Below are 23,052 nucleotides of genomic sequence, written 5' to 3'. Positions count from 1 at the left end.
GGACGCGCGTATGATCGCACCGACCCAGCCCAGCGGCTGGTCCGGTGCGCCCACGGCCGCGCCCGGCGCCCGTCCGTCCGGCTTCACAAACCCCGACGAACCGGTGGTACGCCCTTTCATGATCACCTCCGGCCGCACCACCCCGGTCGTCGACGGACTGCGCATCGAGGCCCTGGTGCGCGCCACCCCGGCGGCCCTGTCCGCACCCTTGCGGTTCGAGCTCGAACGCGTAGCCCGGCTGTGCCAGCGCCCGCATTCCATCGCCGAGATCGGTGCGGCCCTGCGGGTGCCGATCGGGGTGGCGCGGGTGCTGGTCAGTGATCTGGTGTCGGCCGGGCACATGTCGGTGGGCCGCACCGACGAACTGTCCACCGCTGCTCTGGAAAGGATCCGGGACCTTGTTCGGAACCTCTGAAATTGCCGATGATCCACTGCCGCTGGCCTCCTCGGTGAAGATCGTGACCAGCGGCGGATTCGGGGTCGGGAAGACCACCTTCATCGGGGCGATCTCCGAGATCGAACCGCTGTCCACCGAGGCCGCCATGACCGAAGTCTCGGTGGGACTGGACGATCCGGGCCTGGCCACCGGAAAGACCACCACCACGGTCGCGCTGGACTTCGGGCGCATCACCCTCGACGCCGGCCTGGTGCTCTACCTGTTCGGCACGCCCGGCCAGGAGCGCTTCGAATTCCTCTGGGACGATCTGCTCGACGGCGCGCTCGGCGGCATCGTGCTGGTCGACACCGGCCGCGTCGAGGACTGCTACCCGGTGCTGGACTTCTTCGAGCAGCGCGGAACGCCGTTCGTGGTGGCGGTCAACCGATTCGAGTCCGGATCGCGCTTCGATCTCAGCGAGGTCCGCGAGGCGCTGGACCTGTCCCCCGACATCCATCTGATGGACTGCGACGCCCGTGATCGGGGGTCGGTGAAGCTGGTGCTGGTGGCGCTGCTGGAGCAGATTCTGCAGACGCGCCGCGCTCCGGCGCTGGCCGGCTGAGCCGGACGCGGACACCGGAACAAGAATCGCCCCGGGTGCGGACGCACCCGGGGCGATCGCCCGAAAACCCTTCGCGGAAATGCGAATTAACGGCCGAACGAACCCGTCCACAGCGTGTTCAGCAGACCGCCCAGCGCGGCGCTGCCGGTGTCGAGCACGCCGTTCAGAGCAGCGGAACCAGTGTTGATGATAACCGGGATCATTTTGCAGCCTCTCTACTGTTGGTCGCCGCCGTCCGGGATTTCCGGCCGGCGACGGGACCCACACTGCCGAGGCTGACTTAGGCGAACCTTGCTTGCCGCTGAGAGATAGCTGAGACGACCTGTGTCACCCGCCACATAGAGAGGACCGTCCAGTTCCTATTGCGGCGGGGCGGCGCCCGCCGAATACAGGCTGATCTCGCCATCCTCTCCCAGGAAGGCGTTGACCAGCATCGTTCCGCTGGAACGCAATTCGTCAGGCTCCGGCGCGGCGGTCGTGATGGCGATCTGCGGCAGCGCGGACCAGTTCACGACAAACCGATCGGGCGGTCCGTTGTCGTCGGAGAGATGCGCGAGCCGGAACACCGACACCGTTCGGCGAACGATCAGGTTCCGGACGACTTCGGCAATTCGCTCGGGGTCTTCCAGCGCGAACATGAAACCGAACCGTAGCTCCGGCGAAGAGGCATAGGCGGGCATGAATATCGAGGCTAACCGACTTCGGCGCGCCGCACTCCCGGCGCGCCGCACAGTTAGCTATTCATAAGCCTCGGTAACCGAACCGGCCCCGGCACACCTCACCCCGGCGGCGAGGCACCCGCGAAGCCGTCCCACACACCGCCCGCGCAGGTGTCGATCAGCCTTCAACCGCAGCGGCCGTGTGACCGTCTTGTAATGCTGTATAACGATTTTCAGGCAGCTTCGCCGATCACGCGCCGGATGGTTGCGCCCCTCCGACTATCGCGCTTTCCTGAATATGTCCCGCATTATCGGACAGTCTTCTCATCGCATCGTCGCGGATTTCCCGGTTACTTCACCGTGTCGCTGGTGGTGGGCTGTTGCGTTCCGGGTGCGGGGCTGCGCCGGAGCCGAGGGGAGCCCCTCCCCGAATCCCCCTCGGCCCTGGCGTATCCACACGCATGCGCCGGCCGAGGGTGGAAACATGGCAATCGACTACACCGGAGCGGGTTTCGGCGCCGAACTTCCCTCGCCGGACACCCTGCTGCGCGCCTTCCGAGAACCGATAGACACCGCCCGCCGCGACCGTGACGTCCTGGAATCCGCCCACGAGCTGGTGCGCTGCCACGAACGGCGGCAACGCGCCCTGGACACCGCCCACGCCGCCGACGCCACCCCCGACGATGTCGCCGCCAGCGCCCGCCGCATCGACCGGATCGACACCCGCCGCACCGAGCTGGTGGCCCGCATCGACGACTGGGTGGCGGTGAACATCCCGCACCGCGCCGGGGCCTCCCTGCACACCGAGACCCTCGGCGCCGTCATCGACCGCATGGCCGCGAAATGGGTTGCCGCACAACAGGCCCTGGGCAACGGTGAGCCCGCCCCGGCCAACGGCGTTCCGAGAGTCGCCGACGGACGAGCCCGGCGCCGCGCCAAGGCGCACCGGGTGAGCGAGGACCGGCCCCACCGCGGCGTGGACACCGAGGCCCATCTGCAGTGGTACCGGCTCGCCGAGCTCGCCGACGGCTATCGAGATCTGATCACGGAGGTCGCCCAGCACCGCCGGCGACTCCCCACCTGGTAGGTCAGCGCGGGTCGATGACCTCGGCGTCGATGACGTCGGACGGCGTCACGCGCTCGCCGCGGACCGGCTTCGTCGCCGAATCCTCCTGCGCGCGTGGCGGTTCCGGCGTCGCGTCGACATCCTCGTCCAGGTCGTCGGACAGGTCCGCGGCGCGCTGGGCGGCGGCGTCCTTCTCGGCGGCCGCCGCGGCTTCGCGCATCTCGATGGCGTCGGTGATCCAGTCACCGATCTCCCGGGTCACCTCGGCGACCGTGCCGGTGATGATCGATGCGATATTGCCGACGTGCCGCGCTCCCGACGACGTCAATTCCTGGATCAGATCCTTGTTGCTCTCGAATTTGGAAATCATCTATACGCCCACCTCACTCGCCTGCCCCCGGCGCATCACGATAACACCGGCCTGCCCTGAATTCTTGACCAGGAACGGCGGCAGCGCCAGCTTGAACAGCTTCGCCCACACCGAACCGATCTGCTTGGAGAAGCGGCCGGTGTTGTACGGCAGACCGTGCTTTTCGCACAGCGCCCGCACCTCGGGCGCCATTTCCGGGTAGCGGTTGGCCGGAATGTCCGGGAACAGGTGATGCTCGATCTGGTGCGACAGATTGCCCGACATCACGTGGAACAGCTTGGAGCCCTTGATATTGGCCGAGCCCAGCATCTGGCGCACGTACCACTCGCCCTGGGTCTCCTCCGCGCACTCCTCCTTGGTGAACGTCTGTACGCCGGTCGGGAAGTGCCCGCAGAAGATGATCGAGAAGGTCCACAGGTTGCGCACGATATTGGCGGTGAAGTTGGCCGCCAGCGTGGACAGGAACAGCGGGCCGGTCAGCGCCGGGAACACCACGTAGTCCTTGAGGACCTGCCGCCCGGCCTTGCGACCCTGCCCCCTGAGCAGCGCCTTCACGTCCTTCCAGCTGCGCTTGCCGGTCAGGATGTTCTCGACCTCGAGGTCGTGCAGCATCACGCCCCACTCGAACAGCACCATGAGCGCGAACGCGTAGGCCGGGTTGCCCAGGTAGTAGGGGTTCCACTTCTGACCCTCGTCGATGCGCAGGATGCCGTAACCGATGTCGCGGTCCATGTCGTGGATATTGGTGTAGGTGTGGTGCATGTAGTTGTGCGAGTGCCGCCACTGGTCGGCCGGGCACACCGTATCCCATTCGAAGACACGGGAATTCAGGGTCGGCTCACGCATCCAGTCCCACTGGCCGTGCATGACATTGTGGCCGATCTCCATATTGTCGAGGATCTTCGACACGCTCAGCGCGGCCACGCCGGCCAGCCAGAACGGCGGCAGGAAGCCCAGGTAGAGCAGGCCGCGGCCGGCGATCTCGAAGCCACGCTGGGCCTTGATCACCTTGTAGATGTAGTCGCGGTCGCGTTCGCCCAGGTCGGCGGTGACGCGGGCGCGCAGCGCGTCGAGTTCGCGGCCGATCTCCTCGACCTGCTCGACGGACAGGACCAGCGGGCCCTCGGGGGTTTCGGTAAGAATCGCCATGATCTCTCCGTTCACAGAGCGAGGTCGACGTCCCCGACGGGGGCGTTGATGCAGATCTGGATGGGCTGGTCCGGGTCGCTGTCGAGCTCCCCGGTGCGCAGATTGCGGGTGCAGCCGCTGCGCTTGACGGCGGTGCAGGAGAAGCAGATGCCCATGCGGCAGCCGTACTCCGGGTTCAGGCCCGCGGCTTCGGCCTGTTCGAGCAGGGTTTCACCGGTGTTCTCGGCGACCACGCCGCTGCCGGAGAAGGTCACCTTGCCCTCGGCGTCGGCCGGATCGGCGACCGCCGTGGTGAGGGTGAACTCCTCGCTGTGCAGGCGCGGGCCCAGCTGTTCGGCCTCGTAGACGGTGCGCACGGCGTTCATCAGGCCGGGCGGGCCGCACAGGTAGGTCTGCGCGGTCGAGAACCAGGGCGCCAGCGCCTCCAGCTCGTCGTAGCCGAAATGGGCGTGACGCTGGGTCTCCGGATAGCGGAACTCGACCCGCACATTGCCGTGCTGCATGGCGATCGCCTCCAGCTCCTCGCGGTGCGGGACGAATTCCGGAGAACGGTTGTAATGCAGGAACAGGATCCGGCCGCGGTAGCCCTCGTTGGCGAGGGTGCGCAGCATGGACAGCACCGGGGTGATGCCGCTGCCGCCGCTGATCAGCACGACCGACTCCGGACGCGTCGGGGGCAGGTGGAACACGCCGGCGGCGGGCTCCAGATCCACCACCATGCCGGGGATCGCGTTGTCGTGCAGGTGATTCGAGACCAGCCCCCGCGGGTGGGCCTTGACGGTGAGTTCGAGGTGCCGGTCCCGGCGTCCGTCGGCATTGACCGGGGAATAGCAGCGGGTGTGGCGCACGCCGTCGATCACGACGCCGATCTGCACGTATTGCCCCGCCACGTGCCCGGTCCACTGCCGGGCGGGCTTGAGGGTGAGGGTGACCGAACCGACCGCGCTGCGCCGCACATGGGTGATCTCCGCGCGCATCGAGCGCCGGGTCAGGGTCGGGCGCACCAGCTCGAGGTAGCGATCCAGCGGGTGCGGGGTGGTCATTGTCTTCTGCACCAGGTCGAGTAGTCCGACCATGTGAGCCTCCTGTCGCGTCGCCGGGCTGTGCGACGCCTCTCCACGTTCGACGCGCTGTCCGAGCCGGCGCCGGAGTCCACACTGACTTCGACGCCATTTCGGTGCACATCTGTACACTGAGCTAGTGTGCCCGGTGAAGCCACTCCAGTTCAACCGGCAGTTCGTGTGACCCACGCGACATCTCTCGAATGGAACGAATGTGAACGCATGTATGCTCATCGAGATGAGCGAGCAGGCAGCTACCCGAGTCGAGCGCAAGGAACGCACCCGTGCGGCCCTGCTCGACGGCACCCTCGCCCTGGCCGCCGACCGCGGCTTCGCCGCGCTGTCCCTCCGCGAGATCGCCCGCTCGGCCGGCATCGTGCCCACCGCCTTCTACCGGCATTTCGCCTCTCTCGACGAACTCGGCACCACGCTGGTCGAAGAGGGCGTGCGGCAATTGCGGCTCGCATTGCGGGAAATGCGGCGCACCCCCAATCCGACGCTCTCCCAGACCGTGCGATTCGTTTTCGAACAGGTCGACGGCAAGCGCGATCTGTGGGGCTTCCTGATTCGCGAACGGCACGGCGGCTCGGCGGCCCTGCGCGGGGCCATCTCGGTCGAAATGCAGCTCATCGAACGGGAACTCGTGGTCGACCTGTCCCGCGTGCGCGCCCTCGACGACTGGTCACCCGACGATCTGGAGCTGGCCGCCGACCTCATCGTGTCCACCGTCGCCGACCGGATCGCCGACTACCTGATGGCCGAGCCCCGCGAGAGCGCGCGCACCGTCGACCGCGCGGTGCTGCAGGTACGGCTCATCGCGCTCGGCATGGGCGTCTGGCGACCCTGAGGCCATCGGCGCCCGGCGGCCCCGAGACCCGACCGTTACGACGAATTCACTTGTCGTGCAAGTCATCCCCGCTTACCGGCAGCAACAGCATGAGGCCGACGATCAACACCAGTAGCAGGCCGACGATGCCCGCGCGCTCGGCGTCGAACGCCCACACGAAGAACCCGAAAAGGGTTGGGGCGAGAAAGGATACAGCGCGACCGGTGGTCGCGTAGAGACCGAACATCTGGCCCTCGCGCCCCGGCGGGGACACCCGGGCCAGGAACGAGCGGGCCGAAGCCTGTGCGGGACCGACGAATACGGTCAACAGCAGACCGAAGATCCAGAACATCAGCGGACCCGACAACACCAGCAGGAACGCGCCGCAGACGATCATGCCCAGCAGCGCGGCGACGATCACCGCCTTCGGGCCGGTGCGGTCATCGAACCGACCGCCGACCAGCGCGCCCAGCGCTGCAACCACATTCGCGGCGATACCGAACAACAGCACATCGGCGTCGGCGATGCCGTACACCTTCACCGCCAGGATCGCGCCGAAGGTGAACACGCCCGCCAGGCCATCCCGGAAGATGGCACTCGCCAGCAGGAAGCCCACCGTGCGGCGATCGGTGCGCCACAACTCCCGCACATCCCGGAACAGCACCCGGTACGAGGACAGGAACGCCCGGCCGCGCACCGCCGCACCGGGATCCGCGTCGGTGCGCGGCACCTCCGGGACGAACAGGAACAGCGGCACCGCGAAACCGGCGAACCACACCGCCGCCAGCACCGCGACCAGACGGATGTTCAGCCCGTCCTCGATCGGGACGCCGAGCAGGCCGCGATTGTCGCCCTTGCCCGCGATGAACCCGACATAGCTGATCAGCAGCAGGATGATGCCGCCGAAATAGCCCATGGACCAGCCGAATCCGGACACCCGGCCGACATTCGCGGGCGTGGACACCTGCCGCAGCATGGCGAAATACGGGACGTGCGACAGTTCGAACGACGCCGAGCCGACGGCCAGCAGCACCAGACCCGCCCACAGGTAGTGGTAGTCGTCCTTGACGAAGAACATGGCCGCCATCAGCAGCACCGTCACCGAGGTCAGAATGCCCAGGGCGAGTTTGCGTCTCGCGGTGGCGTCGAACCATTGGCCCGCCACCGGCGCGGTCAGCGCCACCACCAGGCCCGCCGCCCCCAGCGCCCACCCCAGCCAGGCGCTCGCCGAGATCCCGCCCGGCAGATCCTCGCCCACCTTGTCGGTCAGGTACACCGAGAACACGAAGGTCAGGATGACCGCGTTGAACGACGCGCCCGCCCAGTCCCAGAATCCCCACGCCAGTACGGTTCCCCGCCCGGTCGCCTGCCCGACGGTGACTTCACCCGACGCCTCGGTCATGGTGCGCAGACTAAGCGACCGAACGCGACTCGCGTGCGACATCCACGCCGGGTGGCAGGTCAGGACAGGGTGCGGCCGTGCACCTGCTCGACGTGCTCGGCCCAGGGGCGCCGGCGTTCCTGGGCGGTCATGGCGAGCAGGGCGTGCAGCTGGTCCCAGGCCTCCGGCGTGGACGGCGTCCAGACCTGCATCCACGCGCCCGCGATCGACGGCAGGGACATGCTGGTCATGTACATCTCGAGCACGCCGACAGCCAGATTGCGGACCACACGGGTGCGGCCGACCGGCAGCGCGACATCATTGCGGGCCCACAGTTCCGCGAAACGCGGACTGTCGGCCACCATGCCGTCGATGAACTCCGTCCACTCCGGGTCGCCCAGATTGCGGGCGTACGCGGCGCGCAGGTAGCCGACCATGCGGGCCAGGTGGTCCGGCTCCGAGAACGACGGATACGGGGTGCAGCACTCGTCGGCCAGGAAGACCTTGCGCAGCGCATTGCGGTGGCCGGTCACGAACAGCGGATACATCGCCGCGTACGCCGCATTGTGGGCCAGCACATCGTATTTGGAGTTGAACAAGGTGGCGGGCAGCGGATGCAGATGATCGAGAATGGTCTGCACCTCCTCGGGCACCGGCTCCTCGACGACCACCGCCGGAGCCGTCGGCACATCGGCCAGGCGGTACAGGTGCGCGTGCTCGGCGCCGTCCAGGCACAGCGCCCGCGCGATCGCATCCAGCACCTGCACACTGCAATTGATGTCACGGCCCTGCTCGAGCCAGGTGTACCAGGTGATCCCCACCCCGGCCCGCTGCGCCACCTCCTCGCGCCGCAGCCCCGGCGTCCGCCGCCGCGCACCCACCGGCAGGCCCACATCCTCCGGCCGGATCCGCGCCCGCCGCGACTTCAGGAACGTCGACAACTCACCCCGGCGGACCTTGCGCACCGACCGCGGATCGCCGGTGCGCTCAGCCGCTCCGGCGGTCCGCTCGACGAGGACGTTGTATCCCGCTGCTGACACCATCTCTCCATGGTGGCGGTTTTCGCTAGGGGTATCCAGGTGGTGCCAATACCCGTATAAGCGGACTCCTGTCAGCGGGATCGGTCGCCGCGCACGCTGGATCCCATGTCTCAGAGCCTCACCCACACCCCACCCGCGGTCCCCGCGCCGCCGGCCACGCCGGCCCTCGGCGGCATGCGCCGTCCGATCGCCGTCCTCACCGTCATCCTGCTGGGCCAGTTCATGGCCGTCCTGGACGCCTCCATCGTGAACGTCGCCATCCCGTCGATCCGAACCTCCTTGCACGCCACGGGTTCCGGACTTCAACTGATCGTCTCCGGATATGTGATCGCCTACGCGGTGCTGCTGGTGACCGGCGCGCGGCTGGGCGACCGATTCGGGCAGCGAAGCATGTTCGTCGCGGGGCTCACACTGTTCACCCTCGCCTCCCTCATCTGCGGGCTGGCCTGGAATCCGGCCTCGCTGATCGCCTTCCGCTTCCTGCAGGGCGTCGGGGCGGCGGCCATGGTGCCGCAGGTCATGAGCCTGATCCAGATCACCGCCACCGGGAACACACGGGCTCGGGCGCTGTCGGTGTACGCCGCGGTCATCTCCGGCGGCATGGTCGCCGGCCAGATCCTCGGCGGCGTCATCGTGAGCAGTGATATCGCCGGAACCGGCTGGCGTGGAGTGTTCCTGGTGAACGTCCCGATCGGGCTCGCCCTGCTCGCGGTCGCGCCACGCGTCCTGCCCGCCGCCACTCCGCGCGCCGAGCGCCGGCTCGACCTGCCCGGGCTGGCCGTGCTCACCGCCTCGGTCCTGGCCCTGTCGGTGCCGCTGGTACTCGGCCACGAACAGCAGTGGCCCGCCTGGACCCGGATCGCCTTGGGCGCGTCCGCCTTCGGCTTCGCCGCCTTCGCCCTGGTGGAGCGCTGGGTCCACCGCCGCGGCGGCGAACCGCTCTTCGCCGACCGCGTGGTCCGCGCCCCCGGTCTGCTCGTCGCCGCGGCCACCCTCTTCCTGATCATGTGCACCTTCGGCGGCTGGGTCTTCATCCTCACCATCCACCTGCAATCCACCCTCGGCTACTCCCCCGTCCACGCCGGCCTCCTGTTCGTCCCCAACGGCATCACCTTCGGCCTGGTCAGCCTGAACTGGACCCGCGTCCCCGCCCGCTACCACCGCGCGATGATCCCCGGCGGCCTGCTCCTCGCCGTCGCGACCACCATCGCCGCGGGCCTGTCGCTGCGCGACGGCCACTCCATCAACGCCCTCGACCTGGTGATCCTCGCCCTCATGGGCGTCGGCTACGGCCTCGCCTTCAGTCCCCTCATGGCCCGCGCCACCAGCAAGATCCCCGTCACCCTGGCCGCCGACGCCAGCGGCATCCTCGTCACCTGCGTCCAACTCGGCGTCGTCATCGGCGTCGCCACCTTCGGCACCCTCTTCCTCACCCTGGCCACCGACCCCGTCGCGGCCGCCCACGCCGTGGGCGTCACCGCCACTGCGGAAGGAGTCACCCTCGCCGTAGCCGCCGCCCTCGCCGTCAAGGCGGCCCGCTGAGGGCCCGTCCCGCACCCCTAGGCAGATCTACTCAGCAGGGCGAGTAGCCGGGCTCATCCGAGCCCGGCTCGCGATCAGCAGGATCGATGTATCGCTTCATTCGCCCACCCGGAGGTCCTGGTCATGAAACGAGCCCTGCTCGCCACCAGCCAATTCGCGGTCGTTCTCGCCGCACTGGCAGTGCGGTTGCTCGCGCCCGGCTGGTGGGCGGCCATCGTCATCATGAGCTTCGGCCTGGCCGCGGCAGTCGTGCTCGCGCCGCTACTGCTGGCGGGGCTGATGGCCGTGGCGCTCGCGCCCTCGCTACGACCGCGCACTCTCATCACCCTGGCCGTGGCCGATCTCGCGGTGATGAGCTTCGCGCTGACCCTGCCTGATTTCACCGATCAGGCTGACGATCATCCGGTACCTCTGGCGGCCATCGCCACCGGCGACGGGAACGTGTCCGGCAGCGCCGCAACCATATTCGAATCGATCTCCGGATGGTCGGCCATCACCTACGTCGTCGCCTCCCTCGCCGCGATCATCCTCGCGGCGCTCGACTACAGCGGCAACACTCGCACCCAGCGTGACCGGGGACACATGCCGGCGATGTCACGGCCCAACCCCTGGGCGGTGTCTACGAGCATGTCCGGATCCACCGGTGAGCGAGGAGCGTGGCGATGAAGGTTCTGATCGTGTGTGTTTCGGTGTCGCACGGCAATACGCGGCGGGTAGCGGAGGCCATGGGTGAGGTGCTCGGGGCTCGGGTGGTGGAGCCGGAGGAGGTGACGGCCGGCGAGTTGGGGGAGTACGACCTGGTCGGGTTCGGGTCGGGGATCTTCTCGATGGCGTTTCATCCTCGGCTGCGCGAGTTCGTGCGGGCGCTGCCGGACGGGCGGAGTGGGCGCGCGTTCGTGTTCGCCACCAGTGGGTTTCCGGTGGTGATGGGGCCGATGACGCGGCTGCTCGGGCGGAAGGGGTTCGACGTGGTGGATACGTTCTCGATGCGGGCCTTCGACACCTTCGCGCCGTTGCGGCTGGTCGGGGGGATCAACAAGGGGCGGCCCGACGCCGCCGATCTGGCGGCGGCGCGGACCTTCGCGGCGGGACTCGGCTGACACCGAGCCGATATAGGCCACGACCGGCGTCTGCTGCCACTGCCGGCCAGGACGGCTAGCCTTCCTTCTTCTGGAACCAGGCGAGCAGGTCGGACTCCGTGGTGATCGAGCCCGGGGGAGCTCCTATCGCGGCGGCACAGTACCCGCGCAGAATGGGCCGGTTATCGAGGATCGCGAGCAAGCAGGGCTGATGGTCGTCGGGGTGAGTCGAATCGCCTGGAGACGGGTAGCAGGCGAACCGTCCGACCGGCTGATTCTGCTGGGCCCAAAGGCTGTCCTGCCCGGGCTGGCCGTCGCACGCATGGCCCCCGTGTTGATTGATCGTGTCACGGTATGTCCGCCGGGCGTCGTCGGCGGTGGGATAACTCAGGAACTCGGCCGAGGGGTAGTTCACTGGTACGTCACAGTAGATGTCCGCCTTCGCCGGTTTCGCCGCATCCGCGTGCCGGCAATTCACGTGGGTGAAGTCTCGCCCGAGCACCGAAAGCAGTTCCTTGTCGTCGGGGGTGAATACATCAGGGTCGCTCGCATCGCCTGGAGCGCGGAACGGCCGGTTACCCCGCACCGCGTCGAAGTCGCGCATTTGTTCGGCGAGAGGTGAAGTCCAGTCGGCGGGATCGTAGAAGAATATGCTGACCGCGAGGTTGGGTTCGTCGGACACGATCAGCACCGAGATGGCCGGGCTAACAGAACGATTGAAGCCGCACGCTTTTCGACCCACCGGGTTGTGCTGATCGTCGAAGGCGGGCGCGTCGGGTCCTGGCGGGTCACCCGGACAGTTGCCCGCGTGCAGAAAATGCTTCGAATTCTGATAGAAGTCGGCCAGCTTGTCACGATTGGAGAGTTGGAAGAACCGCGCGAAGGGCGCACCCGCTGCCTTGTTGGTATCGCACGCGATATGGGCGATCTGCCCCTTGTCCGGGTCGGCATGGTCGCAATTGCCGCGGTGTCTGCCGTACGCGGCGACCCGCCCGAGCAATTCGATATCGGGCCCACGGAGTGCATGCGCGTCGGCGACGGCGTGTCCGGCCACACCTCCGGTGGCGAAGTGCCAGCCGCCTACCGCCACCGTGCAGACGATCACCACCGCGGCGGCTGTCACCGGTACAGCCCATCTCCGGTCGCGGAGTCTGCGCCACGCCCAGCCGTAATAGCGTTCGGGCGCACGGGTTTTCGGCGGGAGCGGCGGCTCGGGTTCACCGAACAGCGCTGCCGGTGCGGTCGTCCTGCCGGGATGCGGCGATACCTCGCTTGCTGTCCGCGCGTCATCGTGTCGCGTGGCCTCGTTGCCGCGCGCCGGCGTCGTTGCCGGTACGGTCGCGCCGACCGTGGGGGAACCGGGATGGGTGGCCGGCCCAGCGCCGTCATCGGCGGGCGCCGTTGCCGTGCCGGTGGGGTGGGTGTCGAGCCATTCGGCGGCCGCGGCGGCGATGGCGCGGCTGTCGTCGTTCACGAGTTGGGTGACGGCGTCGCGGACGCGGGTCCGGACGATGGCGCCGCCGGTGCGGTAGAGCTGGGCCAGATCTTCGAGGGCGTTGCGGCGGTCGCGGACGGCCGGGCTCTCGAGGTCGGATCGAATATGTTGCGGGACCTGCCAATTGCGGTTACGGGCCAGGATGGTGCGGCCTTCGATGTTGTCCTGCTTCTTGGGCCGCTGGCGGGGGCGTTCGGCGACGACGCGGTCGTGGACGTAGCTGTAGAGCTCGTCGACGGTGATGTCGCCGTCCTGGTCGAGGTCGGCGCCGCCGTCGCGGAGGCCGGCCACCAGGTGGCGGGTGAACACCGACTGCGTCGCCTGGCCGTGCGGGACCTCGCCCTCGAAGGCGTACTGGGTGGCGTCGGAGGCGGTGAGCACGGTGCGGCCGCGGCCGCTGAAGCTCTCCAGGGCGTGGACCTGGTCGTCGGCCTTGGCGATCGCGCCGACCGGGAACGCGCCGCTGTAGCAGCAGTCCAGGATCAGCACCTGATGACTGGAGTGGCAGCCGGTCATGGCGTGATCGATCTGATCGGCGGCGACCGAGGTGAAAAGCGGGTTGAGCGTGCGGGTGTCGGTCATCGCGAGGTAGAGCTTGCCCGCGTCGTCCTTGAGTCCGTGGCCGCTGAAGTACAGCAGGGTCAGGTCGTCGCATCTGCGGTCCGCGAAGAAGTCACCGACCGCCGCGCCGACCTCGTAGTGCGGCTTGTTGATCAACGTGGTGACCTCGAACCCGCCGATCGCCGGGTCGGCCAGCACCTCGGCGAGCGCCTCGGCATCGTGCGCGGGTGCCGTCAACTGCCGCAGTCCGGGATCGGAGAACGTGTAGGTCGCCACCACCAGGGCGAATCGTCCGGCCATGACAACTCACCCCGCCACCGCGCCGTGTCGTCGCAGGAAAGCCTCGACCAGCGCGTGCTGGTCGGCGTCGCTGGCGGCATCGAGTTCGATGCTCTCGCCGTCGAGGGTGACCGTTACCTGGCGGGTGCCCGGGTCGCGGTTGAGCCAGTCCCGCACCGTCTCGATCAAGGTGGTGAACACCCCGCCGGAGGCGCTCAACGCCAGCACGATCGCGCCGATGGTGACCGGGTCGACCACCTTCGAACCCGGTGCGGCCCCGGCATTGTCGCGCGCCAGCACCGCCGATTCGACGCCGTCCATCGCGGCCAGCTCCGCCCGCAGCATGCGGGTCTGCCGGTCCATGTGCTCGTCGTCGATCCCCGCGGCGGACATCGATACTCGAAGCAGTGTCTCGCCGTTGTGGTCGTTCTCTGTGGTAGCCATCGGAGCCTCTTTCCCGAATCGACAAGACCGATTCTCATCGCTCGCGTCCGAGGTCACACGGGTACAGAACTACCCGAACCAGGCAAAACGCGCGATGCGGGGTACGCACCGCGACCCGGGAGGTGAGCTCCGCACGGTGGCGTGCGGGTAGTCGACTACCCGCACGCGGCTACCGCGGGGCACAGCGGTGGGTGAGGCTCAGCTGACGGTGAAGGTGAGGGTGGCGGGCGGTTTCGTGCCCTTGGTGGCGTCGTAGGAGAGCGTGTACTGACCGGTGGCCGGGGCGGGGACGACGAACACCGCGAAGAGGTTCGGCTTGTCGATGGTCTGGTTGTGGGCGAGCAGTTCGTCGATGAAGCCGCGCAGACTGTCGTCCTGGACGGTCTGGCCGGCGGCCGTCTTCAGGCTGAAGTACTCCGAGAAGACGTTCAGGCCGCCCTCGGGGATGCCGGAACCGCCGGTGAGCTTGACGTGCAGGGCCAGCTCCAGCTTGCCGCGTTCGTTCTTGGTGTAGCTGGGAGTCAGTGTGCCGCCGGTGATTTCGACGGTGGTCTGATCCTGCACCAGCTTGCCGGTGATGTTCAGGGGCCGGGGCGCGACGCTCTCGGCCTTGGCGTCGGCTTTCAGCGGGAACTTGGTCTGATTCTCCGCGGTGGTGCCGTAGACCACGGTGATGGTGTCGAGCAGGTGCTCGGCGCTGTCGAGCTTCTTCACCGATATGGTGACATCGCCTGTCGCCGAACCCTTTCCGGGCACCTCGGGGCTGTTCCAGCCGGCGGCCGCGTCGATCGCGCCGCCGACCTCGACGGTGGGGACGACGCTGATGGCCTTGTTGGCGTCGGTGGTGTTCTTGTAGGTGATGTCGACGTGCACCTTCGCGCCGCCGGACTCGTCGGGAGTCACCGTGGCCTTGTCGACGGTGATCTCGAAGCCCTCGTACCAACCGGTCTTGCCGATAGTGCGCACGGTCGCTTGCGCATTCGTTCCGCCGGGCTTGCCGCCACCGGGCTGGGCGCCACCCTGCGGCGCGGCGCTGACCGTGGTGCCCCGCACCATCGGCACGGCGTCCTTGTCATTGCAGGCGGTCATCAGAACCGCGGATGCCGCGATGAGAACTGCCGCCCCCACCGTGGTGAATGTCGAACGCATATCGGCTCCCCCTGAGGTTCATCCCGCCCGAGTATCTCCCCGGGGCGAGTGGTTCGCTCAGAAATCAGCCCCACTACCGGCCGCGTTAACCGACACGCCGGAGTCGGCGCGCCACACGCCAGCTCTATGCACTGAATTGCATAGTACGTCTCGTAGCAGTTACCCTGGCGGCATGGCCCTCGAACACGCGCTCCTGGTATCGCTGACCGAACGCGCCAGTTCGGGCTACGACCTGGCGCAGCGGTTCGACAAATCCATCGGCTTCTTCTGGCACGCCACCCACCAGCAGATCTATCGCGTTCTCAAGCGCATGGACGAGCAGGGCTGGGTGATCGCCGAGACCGTGCCCCAGGACGGCCGCCCGGACAAGAAGGTCTACACCGTCTCCGAGGCCGGCCGCGCCGAGCTGGTCCGCTGGATCGCCGAACCCGCCGACCTGGAACCACTGCGCAGCGATCTCGGCGTCAAACTGCGCGCCGCCTCCCTCGGCGATCCGAGCGTGATCGTGAACGAGGTGCAGCGCCACCGCGACCAGCACGCCCACCGCCTCGACCTGTACCGCACCTTCGAGAAGAAGGACTACCCGGCGCCGGATCAGCTCACCGGCCCGAAACTGCACCAGTACCTCGTCCTGCGCGGCGGCATCCGCGTCGAGGAGGGGTTCATCGACTGGTGCGACGAAGTACTCGACGCCCTGAAACGCGACACCGGCACTCCGACAAGCGATAACGCCCGGTCGCAGGCGTCCGACCCGAAAGGCACCCGCCGATGAGCGCGTACCCGCACCTGTTCGAACCCCTGGACCTCGGCTTCACCACCCTGCGCAACCGCGTGGTCATGGGCTCCATGCACACCGGCCTCGAGGATCGCGCCTGGCACATCAACCGGCTGGCCGCCTACTTCGCCGAACGCGCGAAAGGCGGTGTCGGCCTGATCATCACCGGCGGCTACGCCCCCAACCGCACCGGCTGGCTACTGCCCTTCGGCGCGAAACTGACCAATAAGACCGAGGCCTACCGGCACCGCGCCATCACCAAGGCGGTGCACGCCGAGGGCGGCAAGATCGCGCTGCAGATCCTGCACGCGGGCCGCTACTCCTACATGCCGACCAGCGTCTCGGCCTCGGCCATCAAGGCCCCGATCAACCCGTTCAAGCCGCGCGCGCTGTCCGGCAAGGGCGTCGAGGACACCATCGACGACTACGCGCGCTGCGCCGCCCTGGCCCAGTTCGCCGGATACGACGGCGTCGAGATCATGGGCGGTGAAGGCTATTTCATCAACCAGTTCCTCGCCGAGCGCACCAACAAGCGCAAGGACAAGTGGGGCGGCTCGCCGGAGAACCGCCGCCGCATCGCCGGGGAGATCGTGCGCCGGGTGCGCGCGGCCGTCGGGCCGGACTTCATCATCGTCTTCCGGCTCTCCATGGCCGATTTCGTGGAGCACGGCCAGACCTGGGACGAGATCGCCGCTGTCGCCCAGGATGTGGAGGCCGCCGGGGCCACCATCATCAACACGGACATCGGCTGGCACGAGGCCCGGGTGCCCACCATCGTCACCTCGGTGCCGCGCGCCGCGTTCGTGGAGTGGACCGCGAAAGTCAAAGACCTCGTGGACATTCCGGTGTGCGCCTCCAACCGCATCAATATGCCCGAGACCGCCGAGGAGATCCTCACCCGCGGCGACTCCGACCTGATCTCGCTGGCGCGCCCGCTGCTCGCCGACCCGGACTGGGCCCGCAAGGCCCAGGACGCGCGCACCGACGAGATCAACACGTGCATCGCCTGCAACCAGGCCTGCCTGGATCACGCCTTCCAGGCCAAAACCGTGTCCTGCCTGCTGAATCCGCGCGCCGGGCACGAGACCGAACTGAAACTGCTGCCCACGCGGCGCACCCGCAGGTTCGCCGTGGTGGGCGCGGGCCCGGCCGGGCTGTCGGCCGCGGTCAGCCTGGCCCAGCGCGGGCACCACGTGGATTTGTTCGAGGCCGACGACAAGGTCGGCGGCCAGTTCGACATCGCCCGCCGCATCCCCGGCAAGGAAGAGTTCAACGAGACCATCCGCTACTTCACCCGGCAGCTCGAACTCACCGGCGTCCGCGTGCATCTGGAGACCCGGGCCACCGCCGAACAGCTCATCGCGGGCGGCTACGACGAGGTCGTCCTGGCCACCGGCGTGAAGCCGCGCATCCCCAACATCCCCGGCATCGACCACCCGAAGGTGCTCACCTACGCCGAACTGGTGCGCGACGGCAGGCCGGTCGGCAAGAAGGTGGCCGTGATCGGCGCGGGCGGCATCGGCTTCGACGTCAGCGAATTCCTCACCGTCGAAGGGCATCCCAGCCTCAAGCTCGACGAGTGGAAGGAGGAGTGGGGCGTCTCCGACGACCCCGCCGTCCCCGGCTTCGTCACCACCCCCAAGCCCTCCCCCGCCGCCCGTGAAGTGGTACTGCTGCAACGCAAGTCGTCGGCCTTCGGCAAGGACCTGGGCAAGACCTCCGGCTGGGTGCACCGGGCCGCGGTCAAGGCCAAGGGCGTCGAGCAGATCGGCGGCGTCAACTACGAGCGCATCGACGATCGCGGCCTGCACGTCAGCTTCGGTGAGAAGCGCCAGCGCCCGCAGGTCATCGAATGCGACAACGTGATCCTGTGCGCCGGCCAGGAATCCGTGCGCGACCTGCACGAGCCGTTGCGGAACGCCGGCGTGACCGTGCATCTCATCGGCGGCGCCGACCTGGCCGCCGAGCTCGACGCCAAGCGCGCCATCAACCAGGGCACCCGCCTGGCGGCGAGCCTGTAATGCCGAACCTCACCCGCCTGGGACTGCCCGGCGACGAGCAGTCCTGGGCGGCACTGGGTTTCACCGTCGCCGACGGCCGCTTCCGCGTCGGACAGGTCGACTGCGTGCTGGGCGAAGCCGCCTGGGGCTTCGACGAAACCCGCGCCGACCCCGCCACCCTCGGCGTGCCCTACCTGGATTCGGCGGCGTCCGAATCCGGTGCGGCGCATCCCAACGGCGTGACGATCGTCGACCACGTCGTCTACTGGGTGCCCGAATTGGACTCCGCCGTCACCGATCTGACCGCCGTGCTCGGGGTCCCGCCGCGCCGCCGCTTCTTCCCCCGCGGCCCGGAGGGACCCGAGATGGCCTTCTACCGCGTCGGCGAACCCTTCATCGAAGCGGTCACCTCGGGCCTGCCGCCCGCTCTGGTCGGCGTCGCCTTCCTGACCGCCGATCTGGACGCCGCCGTCGCCGCCATCCGCGCGGCGGGCGGCCCGATCGGCGATCCCAAGCCGGCCGTCCAAGGCGGCCGCATCGCGGGAGTGTGGCGCGGACACCTGAATTGGGGCGTCGCGTTCATGGAACCGAGACCGCGGAGTTGACCTATCCGCCAACCGATACAGATGCGCGGTGGTGTCGTCCCGTCCTGTCATGATCACGAAGCACTCGCTTCAACGATCTTGGGGAGAAGAACCTCTATGCGTCTCTCTGCGAAGGCCACCGCCGGTGTGGTGGCCTCGACCGCAGCCGTCCTGTTCTCGGGCGGCATCGGTACGGCCAACGCCGCGGCCGACCACTTCGGCGCGCTCGCCGTGGCCTGGGACTCCGCCGGTGACCCGCACTTCGTCACCTCGACCAATTTCCCCAGCCAGGCGGAAGCCGACGCCGCGGCCCTGGCCAACTGCGACGTCACGCCGTGCGAGATCCAGGCGCGTTTCGTCAACGGCTGCATCGCCGTCGCCAACCGTGGCCAGGACTTCTGGTTCGGCACCGGCGCCACCCGCGACGCCGCCATCGCCAAGGCCCTGTCCGCCACCGGCCAGGACCCGAACCCGCTGCTGGTCAGCCTGGGCAGCTCCGAGCCCAGCCGGGCCCAGGTGGTCGGGTCGGACTGCTCCGACGGCAGCTAGCCGGGTCCGGGCCGGGCGCGTGTCTCGCGCCCGGCCCGCCCTCCCGGTTCGGGCGAACATCGGTAGGCTCTCCGCCGTGAGCCTGCCTGCACCCACCGCCGACAATCGTGCCGTCGTGACCGGATCCTCCTCCGGGATCGGGGTCGCCCTCGCCGAAGAGCTTGCCTCGCGGGGCTACTCGCTGATCCTCGTCGCCCGGCGCGGCGATCTGCTGGCCGAGCTGGCGCAGCGGCTGACCGAGCGGTACGGGATCACCGCCGAGGTGCGGGCGGTGGATCTGTCCGACCGCGACCAGCGGGCCCCGCTGGCCAAGGAACTGGCCGCCCGCGATATCGCGATCCTGTGCAACAACGCCGGTGTCGCCACCTTCGGCGCGCTGGCGAAGCTGGATCTCGACTACGAGCGCGACATCATGGAACTGAACGCGGTGGCCGTGCACGACCTCACGCTGGCCGTGCTGCCGGGCATGCTGGAGCGCCGCGCGGGCGGCATCCTGATCACCGGTTCGGCGGCCGGCAATATGCCGATCCCGCACAACACCACCTACTCGGCGTCCAAGGCGTTCACCAACACCTTCTCCGAGTCGCTGCGCGGCGAGCTCAAGGGCACCGGCGTCAATGTCACCCTGCTGGCCCCCGGCCCGGTCCGCACCGACAACCCGGACCAGGAGGAGATGGGCAGCAAGATCCCGGAGTTCATCTGGGTCACCGCCGCCCACACCGCCAAGATCACCATCGACGCGCTCGCCCGCAACAAGATGCGGGTGGTCCCGGGCCTGATCAGCAAGGGTATGAGCCTGGCCGGGCAGTTCGGCCCGCGGTCCATCACCTCGGTGGTGGCGGGCGCCGCCTACAAGAAGCTCGGCGGCTGATCAGCAAATCGTCAAGATCGGATCGGTGCTCGTAAAGAGCCCGTCCCCGACAGGTTCGGACCCATCGATCAGGCGTAGTCCTGGTGACGGCCCCGCAGAAAGGAAAGCGGGGAGCTCTCACCAGGAGACGCCTTGACGCTGCTCGAGATCTTCCCGTCGCTGCGGGACGGGGGCCTGGTCCCCCGTCTCGACCCGGCCATCTGGCCGTGCGACACGCACTACGACGCCGACGGGCGCATCACCGTCGGCGGGGTCGCGCTGGCCGATATCGCCGACCAGTACGGCACCCCCACCTACGTGCTCGACGAGACCGAGGTGCGGGACCGCTGCCGCGCCTACCGCACCCGATTCCCGGACGCGGAGATCATCTACGCGGGCAAGGCCCTGCTCACCCGCGCGGTCGCCGAATGGATCACCGAGGAGGGCCTGTCCCTGGACGTGTGCTCGGCCGGGGAACTGGCGGTGGCGCTGTCGGGCTGGGCCGATCCGGAGCGAATCGTGCTGCACGGCAACGGGAAACCGTTCGCCGAACTGGAGACCGCCGTGGGCTGCGGGGTCGGGCGCATCGTGGTCGACTCGCTCACCGAGATCACACTGCTGTCGGCGCTGGCCGTGAAACCGCAGCGGGTGCTGGTGCGCGTCACCCCCGATATCGACATCGACGGGCACCCGGCGGTCCGGACCGGCGTCACCGATCAGAAGTTCGGCTTCCCGATCGGCGGCACCGCCATCAAGGAAGCGGTGGATCACATTGTGCGGCAACCCAATCTGGAACTCACCGGCCTGCACTGCCACATCGGCTCACAGATCTACGACACCTTCCCCTACGGCGAGGCGGTACGGCGGATGATCGCCGAGATGGCCCGCATCCGCGACGAATTCGGCGTCACCCTCACCGAACTGGATCTCGGCGGCGGGCACGCGGTCGCCTACCGCGGCGGGGACGCCGAGCTGAACCTGGCCGAACTGGCCGACATCATCGACGACGGCCTGGACGCGGCCTGCGCCCGGCACGGATTCCCGCGCCCGCGCATCGCCCTGGAGCCCGGGCGCGCCATCGTCGCGCGGGCCGGCGTCACGCTGTACCGGGTGCTGTCGATCAAGCACGTCGAGAACGGCCACACCTACGTGACCGTGGACGGCGGCATGAGCGACAACCCGCGCGTCGCCCTCTACGGCGCGCGCTACGACGCGGTGGTCGCCAACCGGCATCCCACCGGCCCGCAGATGACCGCCACCATCGCGGGCCGTCACTGCGAGGCGGGCGACATCCTGGCCCGCGATGTCCGGCTGCCCGTCGACCTGCGGCCGGGCGAGGTGCTGGCGGTGCCGTGCACCGGCGCGTACCACCACAGCCTGGCCTCGTCCTACAACGGCATCGGGCGGCCGCCGATCGTCGCGGTCCGCGACGGCCAGTCCCGGGAACTGGTCCGCCGCGAGACCATCGACGATCTGCTCAGCCGCGATATCGGGCACTAGCCGGGAAACGACCTACCGCCGCCGGGTGCCGAAGATGCTGCGGCTGATCTCGCGCCCGGCGACGGTGGCCGCCGACCGCAGGAAATTCTTGAACGCCGGATTGTTCACGATCTTCTCCGCCATCGAATCCTCTTCTTCCGGGGCGGGCTTGGCCGAGCGGGAGCCCTTGGCCGCGGCTTCCTGATCGGCCTGCTCGGCGGCGGCCTGGATCTTCGCGGTCAGGATCTCGTACGCCGATTCCGCGTCGATGGTCTGGCCGTACTTGCCGTACAGCCCGGACTGCTGTGCGCGGGAGCGGATTCCGTCGTCGCCGATGGTGTCCATCAGCGAGCGCGGCGGCTGCATGCGCGCCCAGGCGACCGGGGTCGGCGCGCCCTTCTCCGACAGCACCGTCACCACCGCCTCACCGATGCCCAGCGAGGTGAGCGCCTGCTCCAGGTCGTAGGTGGCGGTCTTCGGGTAGGTGCGGACCGTCTTCGACAGGGCCGCCTGATCCTCGGGTGTGAAGGCGCGCAGCGCGTGCTGGATGCGCGCGCCCAGCTGGGAGAGCACCGCGTTGGGGATGTCGGTGGGCAGCTGGGTGCAGAAGAAGACGCCGACGCCCTTGGATCGGATCAGCTTCACCGTCTGCTCGACCTGATTCAGGAACGCCTTGGACGCCCCGTTGAACAGCAGGTGCGCCTCGTCGAAGATGAACACCAGCTTGGGTTTGTCCATATCGCCGACCTCGGGCAGGGTCTGGAACAGGTCGGCCAGCACCCACATCAGGAAGGTCGAGAACATCTGCGGCCGCGCCGCCTGCGCGCCCAGCTCGAACAGGGTGATCACGCCCTGCCCGCCCGCGCTGCGCATCAGGTCGGCCGGATTCAGTTCCGGCTCACCGAAGAAGGTGTCGCCGCCGTCGGCCTCCAGGTTCACCAGCGCGCGCAGGATCACTCCCGCGGTCTGCGCGGAGACGCCGCCGATGCCCCGGAGATCCTCCTTGCCCTCCGGGCTGATGAGGTACTGGATGACCGAGCGCAGGTCCTTGAGATCCAGCAGCGCCAGGCCCTGCTGATCCGACCAGTGGAAGATCAGGCCGAGGGTCGACTCCTGAGTCTCGTTGAGCCCCAGCGCCTTACTGAGCAGGATCGGCCCGAACGAGGTGATCGTCGCCCGGATGGGCACCCCGATCCCGCCGGTGCCGAGGGAGACGAATTCACACGGGAACCCCTGCGGCTTCCAGTCCGCGTCGCCGGTCTCCTGGGCGCGGGTCAGCAGCTTCTCGTTGGACTGCCCCGGCTGGGCCAGCCCCGAGAGGTCGCCCTTGATATCGGCCACCACCACCGGCACCCCGGCCGCCGAGAGCTGCTCGGCGATGCCCTGCACGGTCTTGGTCTTACCGGTACCGGTGGCACCCGCGATGAGTCCGTGCCGGTTCATGGTCTTCATCGGGATCCGCACCCGCGCGTCGGGATGCACGGTGCCGCCGACGATCACCGTGCCCAGCTCCAGCGCCACCCCCTCCATGGCGTACCCGGCGGCGATCTCCTGGGCCGCGGCCTCGTCCTTGCTCCCCGGATCGGCTTCGGCGGCAGCCGCTTTCGCCTTACCCGCGGCCTTGCCGCCCGCATCCGCCGCCGCGCCGGCACCGTCCGCGGCGGCCCCGGTTTGGTGGTCGTCTTCGTCGCGACCGGTGTCGAAGTCGACGCCGGA

23 protein-coding genes are annotated in these 23,052 nt (G+C 68.5%); 13 read left to right on the top strand and 10 right to left on the bottom strand.

Features of this window, described 5'->3' with window-relative positions:
• The first annotated feature begins 10 nt into the window (after positions 1–10).
• Positions 11–415 (top strand): DUF742 domain-containing protein, encoded by a 405-nt coding sequence (locus ACWELJ_RS21525; protein WP_452367917.1) that lies wholly within the window; start codon positions 11–13, stop codon positions 413–415.
• A 22-nt stretch (positions 416–437) separates the two neighbouring features.
• Positions 438–998 carry a GTP-binding protein gene (locus tag ACWELJ_RS21520; RefSeq protein ID WP_452367924.1) on the top strand — a complete coding sequence of 187 codons (561 nt, stop codon included), beginning with the start codon at positions 438–440 and terminating at the stop codon, positions 996–998.
• A 359-nt stretch (positions 999–1,357) separates the two neighbouring features.
• On the opposite strand, the gene ACWELJ_RS21515 is transcribed toward ACWELJ_RS21520, so the two are convergent.
• The gene (locus ACWELJ_RS21515) at positions 1,358–1,678 is read right to left on the bottom strand and encodes a hypothetical protein (RefSeq protein ID WP_452367916.1); all 321 of its coding nucleotides are present in this window, start codon (positions 1,676–1,678) and stop codon (positions 1,358–1,360) included.
• 463 nt (positions 1,679–2,141) lie between these two features.
• Here ACWELJ_RS21515 and ACWELJ_RS21510 point away from each other — a divergent pair, with 463 nt between their 5' ends.
• Positions 2,142–2,744: a DUF4254 domain-containing protein gene (locus ACWELJ_RS21510; protein ID WP_452367915.1), complete on the top strand. Its 603-nt coding sequence runs from the start codon at positions 2,142–2,144 to the stop codon at positions 2,742–2,744.
• 1 nt (position 2,745) lies between these two features.
• On the opposite strand, the gene ACWELJ_RS21505 is transcribed toward ACWELJ_RS21510, so the two are convergent.
• The 3 genes from ACWELJ_RS21505 to ACWELJ_RS21495 are packed head-to-tail and all read right to left on the bottom strand — an operon-like array spanning position 2,746 to position 5,318.
• The gene (locus ACWELJ_RS21505; protein WP_452367914.1) at positions 2,746–3,093 is read right to left on the bottom strand and encodes a hypothetical protein; all 348 of its coding nucleotides are present in this window, start codon (positions 3,091–3,093) and stop codon (positions 2,746–2,748) included.
• On the bottom strand, positions 3,094–4,242 hold the full coding sequence (locus ACWELJ_RS21500; protein WP_452367913.1) for a fatty acid desaturase family protein: 1,149 nt from the start codon (positions 4,240–4,242) through the stop codon (positions 3,094–3,096).
• Between the two features lie 11 nt (positions 4,243–4,253).
• A complete protein-coding gene (locus ACWELJ_RS21495; protein WP_452367912.1) occupies positions 4,254–5,318 on the bottom strand; it encodes a ferredoxin reductase in 1,065 nt (354 codons plus the stop codon).
• A gap of 223 nt (positions 5,319–5,541) precedes the next feature.
• Here ACWELJ_RS21495 and ACWELJ_RS21490 point away from each other — a divergent pair, with 223 nt between their 5' ends.
• On the top strand, positions 5,542–6,150 hold the full coding sequence (locus tag ACWELJ_RS21490) for a TetR family transcriptional regulator (RefSeq protein ID WP_452367911.1): 609 nt from the start codon (positions 5,542–5,544) through the stop codon (positions 6,148–6,150).
• Between the two features lie 46 nt (positions 6,151–6,196).
• Here the strand turns inward: ACWELJ_RS21490 and ACWELJ_RS21485 are convergent, their stop codons facing one another.
• Both ACWELJ_RS21485 and ACWELJ_RS21480 read right to left on the bottom strand, forming a co-directional pair.
• Positions 6,197–7,531, bottom strand: a complete 1,335-nt coding sequence (locus ACWELJ_RS21485) for an MFS transporter (RefSeq protein WP_452367910.1) — start codon at positions 7,529–7,531, stop codon at positions 6,197–6,199.
• A gap of 59 nt (positions 7,532–7,590) precedes the next feature.
• Positions 7,591–8,553, bottom strand: a complete 963-nt coding sequence (locus tag ACWELJ_RS21480) for a helix-turn-helix transcriptional regulator (protein ID WP_452367909.1) — start codon at positions 8,551–8,553, stop codon at positions 7,591–7,593.
• 102 nt (positions 8,554–8,655) lie between these two features.
• Between ACWELJ_RS21480 and ACWELJ_RS21475 the strand changes: the two genes are divergently transcribed.
• The 3 genes from ACWELJ_RS21475 to ACWELJ_RS21465 all read left to right on the top strand — a co-directional run bounded on the left by ACWELJ_RS21475 (position 8,656) and on the right by ACWELJ_RS21465 (position 11,192).
• Positions 8,656–10,092, top strand: coding sequence for an MFS transporter (locus ACWELJ_RS21475; RefSeq protein WP_452367908.1), 1,437 nt, complete (start codon positions 8,656–8,658; stop codon positions 10,090–10,092).
• A 123-nt stretch (positions 10,093–10,215) separates the two neighbouring features.
• Positions 10,216–10,758 carry a hypothetical protein gene (locus ACWELJ_RS21470; protein WP_452367907.1) on the top strand — a complete coding sequence of 181 codons (543 nt, stop codon included), beginning with the start codon at positions 10,216–10,218 and terminating at the stop codon, positions 10,756–10,758.
• Positions 10,755–11,192 (top strand): flavodoxin family protein, encoded by a 438-nt coding sequence (locus tag ACWELJ_RS21465; protein ID WP_452367906.1) that lies wholly within the window; start codon positions 10,755–10,757, stop codon positions 11,190–11,192. The genes ACWELJ_RS21470 and ACWELJ_RS21465 overlap by 4 nt, the downstream gene beginning before the upstream one ends.
• A 55-nt stretch (positions 11,193–11,247) precedes the next feature.
• Here ACWELJ_RS21465 and ACWELJ_RS21460 read toward each other — a convergent pair whose 3' ends face one another.
• The 3 genes from ACWELJ_RS21460 to ACWELJ_RS21450 form a co-directional block, all read right to left on the bottom strand.
• Positions 11,248–13,527 (bottom strand): caspase family protein, encoded by a 2,280-nt coding sequence (locus tag ACWELJ_RS21460; RefSeq protein ID WP_452367905.1) that lies wholly within the window; start codon positions 13,525–13,527, stop codon positions 11,248–11,250.
• A 6-nt stretch (positions 13,528–13,533) separates the two neighbouring features.
• A complete protein-coding gene (locus tag ACWELJ_RS21455) occupies positions 13,534–13,950 on the bottom strand; it encodes an effector-associated constant component EACC1 (protein ID WP_452367904.1) in 417 nt (138 codons plus the stop codon).
• Between the two features lie 198 nt (positions 13,951–14,148).
• Positions 14,149–15,099, bottom strand: coding sequence for a hypothetical protein (locus tag ACWELJ_RS21450; protein ID WP_452367903.1), 951 nt, complete (start codon positions 15,097–15,099; stop codon positions 14,149–14,151).
• Positions 15,100–15,271: 172 nt separating this feature from the next.
• Here ACWELJ_RS21450 and ACWELJ_RS21445 point away from each other — a divergent pair, with 172 nt between their 5' ends.
• The 6 genes from ACWELJ_RS21445 to lysA all read left to right on the top strand — a co-directional run bounded on the left by ACWELJ_RS21445 (position 15,272) and on the right by lysA (position 21,357).
• Entirely contained in the window at positions 15,272–15,871 is a 600-nt protein-coding gene (locus ACWELJ_RS21445) for a PadR family transcriptional regulator (protein ID WP_452367902.1), read from the top strand.
• Entirely contained in the window at positions 15,868–17,895 is a 2,028-nt protein-coding gene (locus tag ACWELJ_RS21440) for an oxidoreductase (protein ID WP_452367901.1), read from the top strand. Before ACWELJ_RS21445 ends, ACWELJ_RS21440 begins: the two co-directional genes overlap by 4 nt.
• A complete protein-coding gene (locus ACWELJ_RS21435; RefSeq protein ID WP_452367900.1) occupies positions 17,895–18,479 on the top strand; it encodes a VOC family protein in 585 nt (194 codons plus the stop codon). Before ACWELJ_RS21440 ends, ACWELJ_RS21435 begins: the two co-directional genes overlap by 1 nt.
• Before the next feature lie 96 nt (positions 18,480–18,575).
• Positions 18,576–19,007, top strand: coding sequence for a DUF4189 domain-containing protein (locus tag ACWELJ_RS21430; RefSeq protein WP_452367899.1), 432 nt, complete (start codon positions 18,576–18,578; stop codon positions 19,005–19,007).
• A gap of 76 nt (positions 19,008–19,083) precedes the next feature.
• Entirely contained in the window at positions 19,084–19,878 is a 795-nt protein-coding gene (gene cmrA, locus ACWELJ_RS21425) for a mycolate reductase (protein WP_452367898.1), read from the top strand.
• Positions 19,879–20,010: 132 nt separating this feature from the next.
• A complete protein-coding gene (gene lysA, locus ACWELJ_RS21420; protein ID WP_452367897.1) occupies positions 20,011–21,357 on the top strand; it encodes a diaminopimelate decarboxylase in 1,347 nt (448 codons plus the stop codon).
• A gap of 12 nt (positions 21,358–21,369) precedes the next feature.
• Here the strand turns inward: lysA and ACWELJ_RS21415 are convergent, their stop codons facing one another.
• Complete coding sequence (locus ACWELJ_RS21415) at positions 21,370–22,884, bottom strand: helicase HerA-like domain-containing protein (RefSeq protein ID WP_452367923.1); 1,515 nt, start codon at positions 22,882–22,884, stop codon at positions 21,370–21,372.
• Between the last annotated feature and the right edge of the window lie 168 nt (positions 22,885–23,052).

This window comes from Nocardia sp. NPDC004582, from assembly GCF_053602115.1.
Note: the sequence above shows the minus strand (reverse complement) of the source record. Positions and strands in the feature narration are given on the sequence as shown.

What these genes read in the sequence shown, in the direction of transcription:
- ACWELJ_RS21525 (WP_452367917.1), top strand. Translation starts at nt 11, where the DNA reads ATGATCGCACCGACCCAGCCCAGCGGCTGGTCCGGTGCGCCCACGGCC.
- ACWELJ_RS21510 (WP_452367915.1), top strand. Translation starts at nt 2,142, where the DNA reads ATGGCAATCGACTACACCGGAGCGGGTTTCGGCGCCGAACTTCCCTCG.
- ACWELJ_RS21490 (WP_452367911.1), top strand. Translation starts at nt 5,542, where the DNA reads ATGAGCGAGCAGGCAGCTACCCGAGTCGAGCGCAAGGAACGCACCCGT.
- ACWELJ_RS21500 (WP_452367913.1), bottom strand. Translation starts at nt 4,242, where the DNA reads ATGGCGATTCTTACCGAAACCCCCGAGGGCCCGCTGGTCCTGTCCGTC.
- ACWELJ_RS21460 (WP_452367905.1), bottom strand. Translation starts at nt 13,527, where the DNA reads ATGGCCGGACGATTCGCCCTGGTGGTGGCGACCTACACGTTCTCCGAT.
- ACWELJ_RS21480 (WP_452367909.1), bottom strand. Translation starts at nt 8,553, where the DNA reads ATGGTGTCAGCAGCGGGATACAACGTCCTCGTCGAGCGGACCGCCGGA.
- ACWELJ_RS21485 (WP_452367910.1), bottom strand. Translation starts at nt 7,531, where the DNA reads ATGACCGAGGCGTCGGGTGAAGTCACCGTCGGGCAGGCGACCGGGCGG.
- ACWELJ_RS21450 (WP_452367903.1), bottom strand. Translation starts at nt 15,099, where the DNA reads ATGCGTTCGACATTCACCACGGTGGGGGCGGCAGTTCTCATCGCGGCA.
- ACWELJ_RS21475 (WP_452367908.1), top strand. Translation starts at nt 8,656, where the DNA reads ATGTCTCAGAGCCTCACCCACACCCCACCCGCGGTCCCCGCGCCGCCG.
- ACWELJ_RS21470 (WP_452367907.1), top strand. Translation starts at nt 10,216, where the DNA reads ATGAAACGAGCCCTGCTCGCCACCAGCCAATTCGCGGTCGTTCTCGCC.
- ACWELJ_RS21495 (WP_452367912.1), bottom strand. Translation starts at nt 5,318, where the DNA reads ATGGTCGGACTACTCGACCTGGTGCAGAAGACAATGACCACCCCGCAC.
- ACWELJ_RS21455 (WP_452367904.1), bottom strand. Translation starts at nt 13,950, where the DNA reads ATGGCTACCACAGAGAACGACCACAACGGCGAGACACTGCTTCGAGTA.
- ACWELJ_RS21505 (WP_452367914.1), bottom strand. Translation starts at nt 3,093, where the DNA reads ATGATTTCCAAATTCGAGAGCAACAAGGATCTGATCCAGGAATTGACG.
- ACWELJ_RS21515 (WP_452367916.1), bottom strand. Translation starts at nt 1,678, where the DNA reads ATGCCCGCCTATGCCTCTTCGCCGGAGCTACGGTTCGGTTTCATGTTC.
- ACWELJ_RS21465 (WP_452367906.1), top strand. Translation starts at nt 10,755, where the DNA reads ATGAAGGTTCTGATCGTGTGTGTTTCGGTGTCGCACGGCAATACGCGG.
- ACWELJ_RS21440 (WP_452367901.1), top strand. Translation starts at nt 15,868, where the DNA reads ATGAGCGCGTACCCGCACCTGTTCGAACCCCTGGACCTCGGCTTCACC.
- ACWELJ_RS21430 (WP_452367899.1), top strand. Translation starts at nt 18,576, where the DNA reads ATGCGTCTCTCTGCGAAGGCCACCGCCGGTGTGGTGGCCTCGACCGCA.
- ACWELJ_RS21445 (WP_452367902.1), top strand. Translation starts at nt 15,272, where the DNA reads ATGGCCCTCGAACACGCGCTCCTGGTATCGCTGACCGAACGCGCCAGT.
- ACWELJ_RS21435 (WP_452367900.1), top strand. Translation starts at nt 17,895, where the DNA reads ATGCCGAACCTCACCCGCCTGGGACTGCCCGGCGACGAGCAGTCCTGG.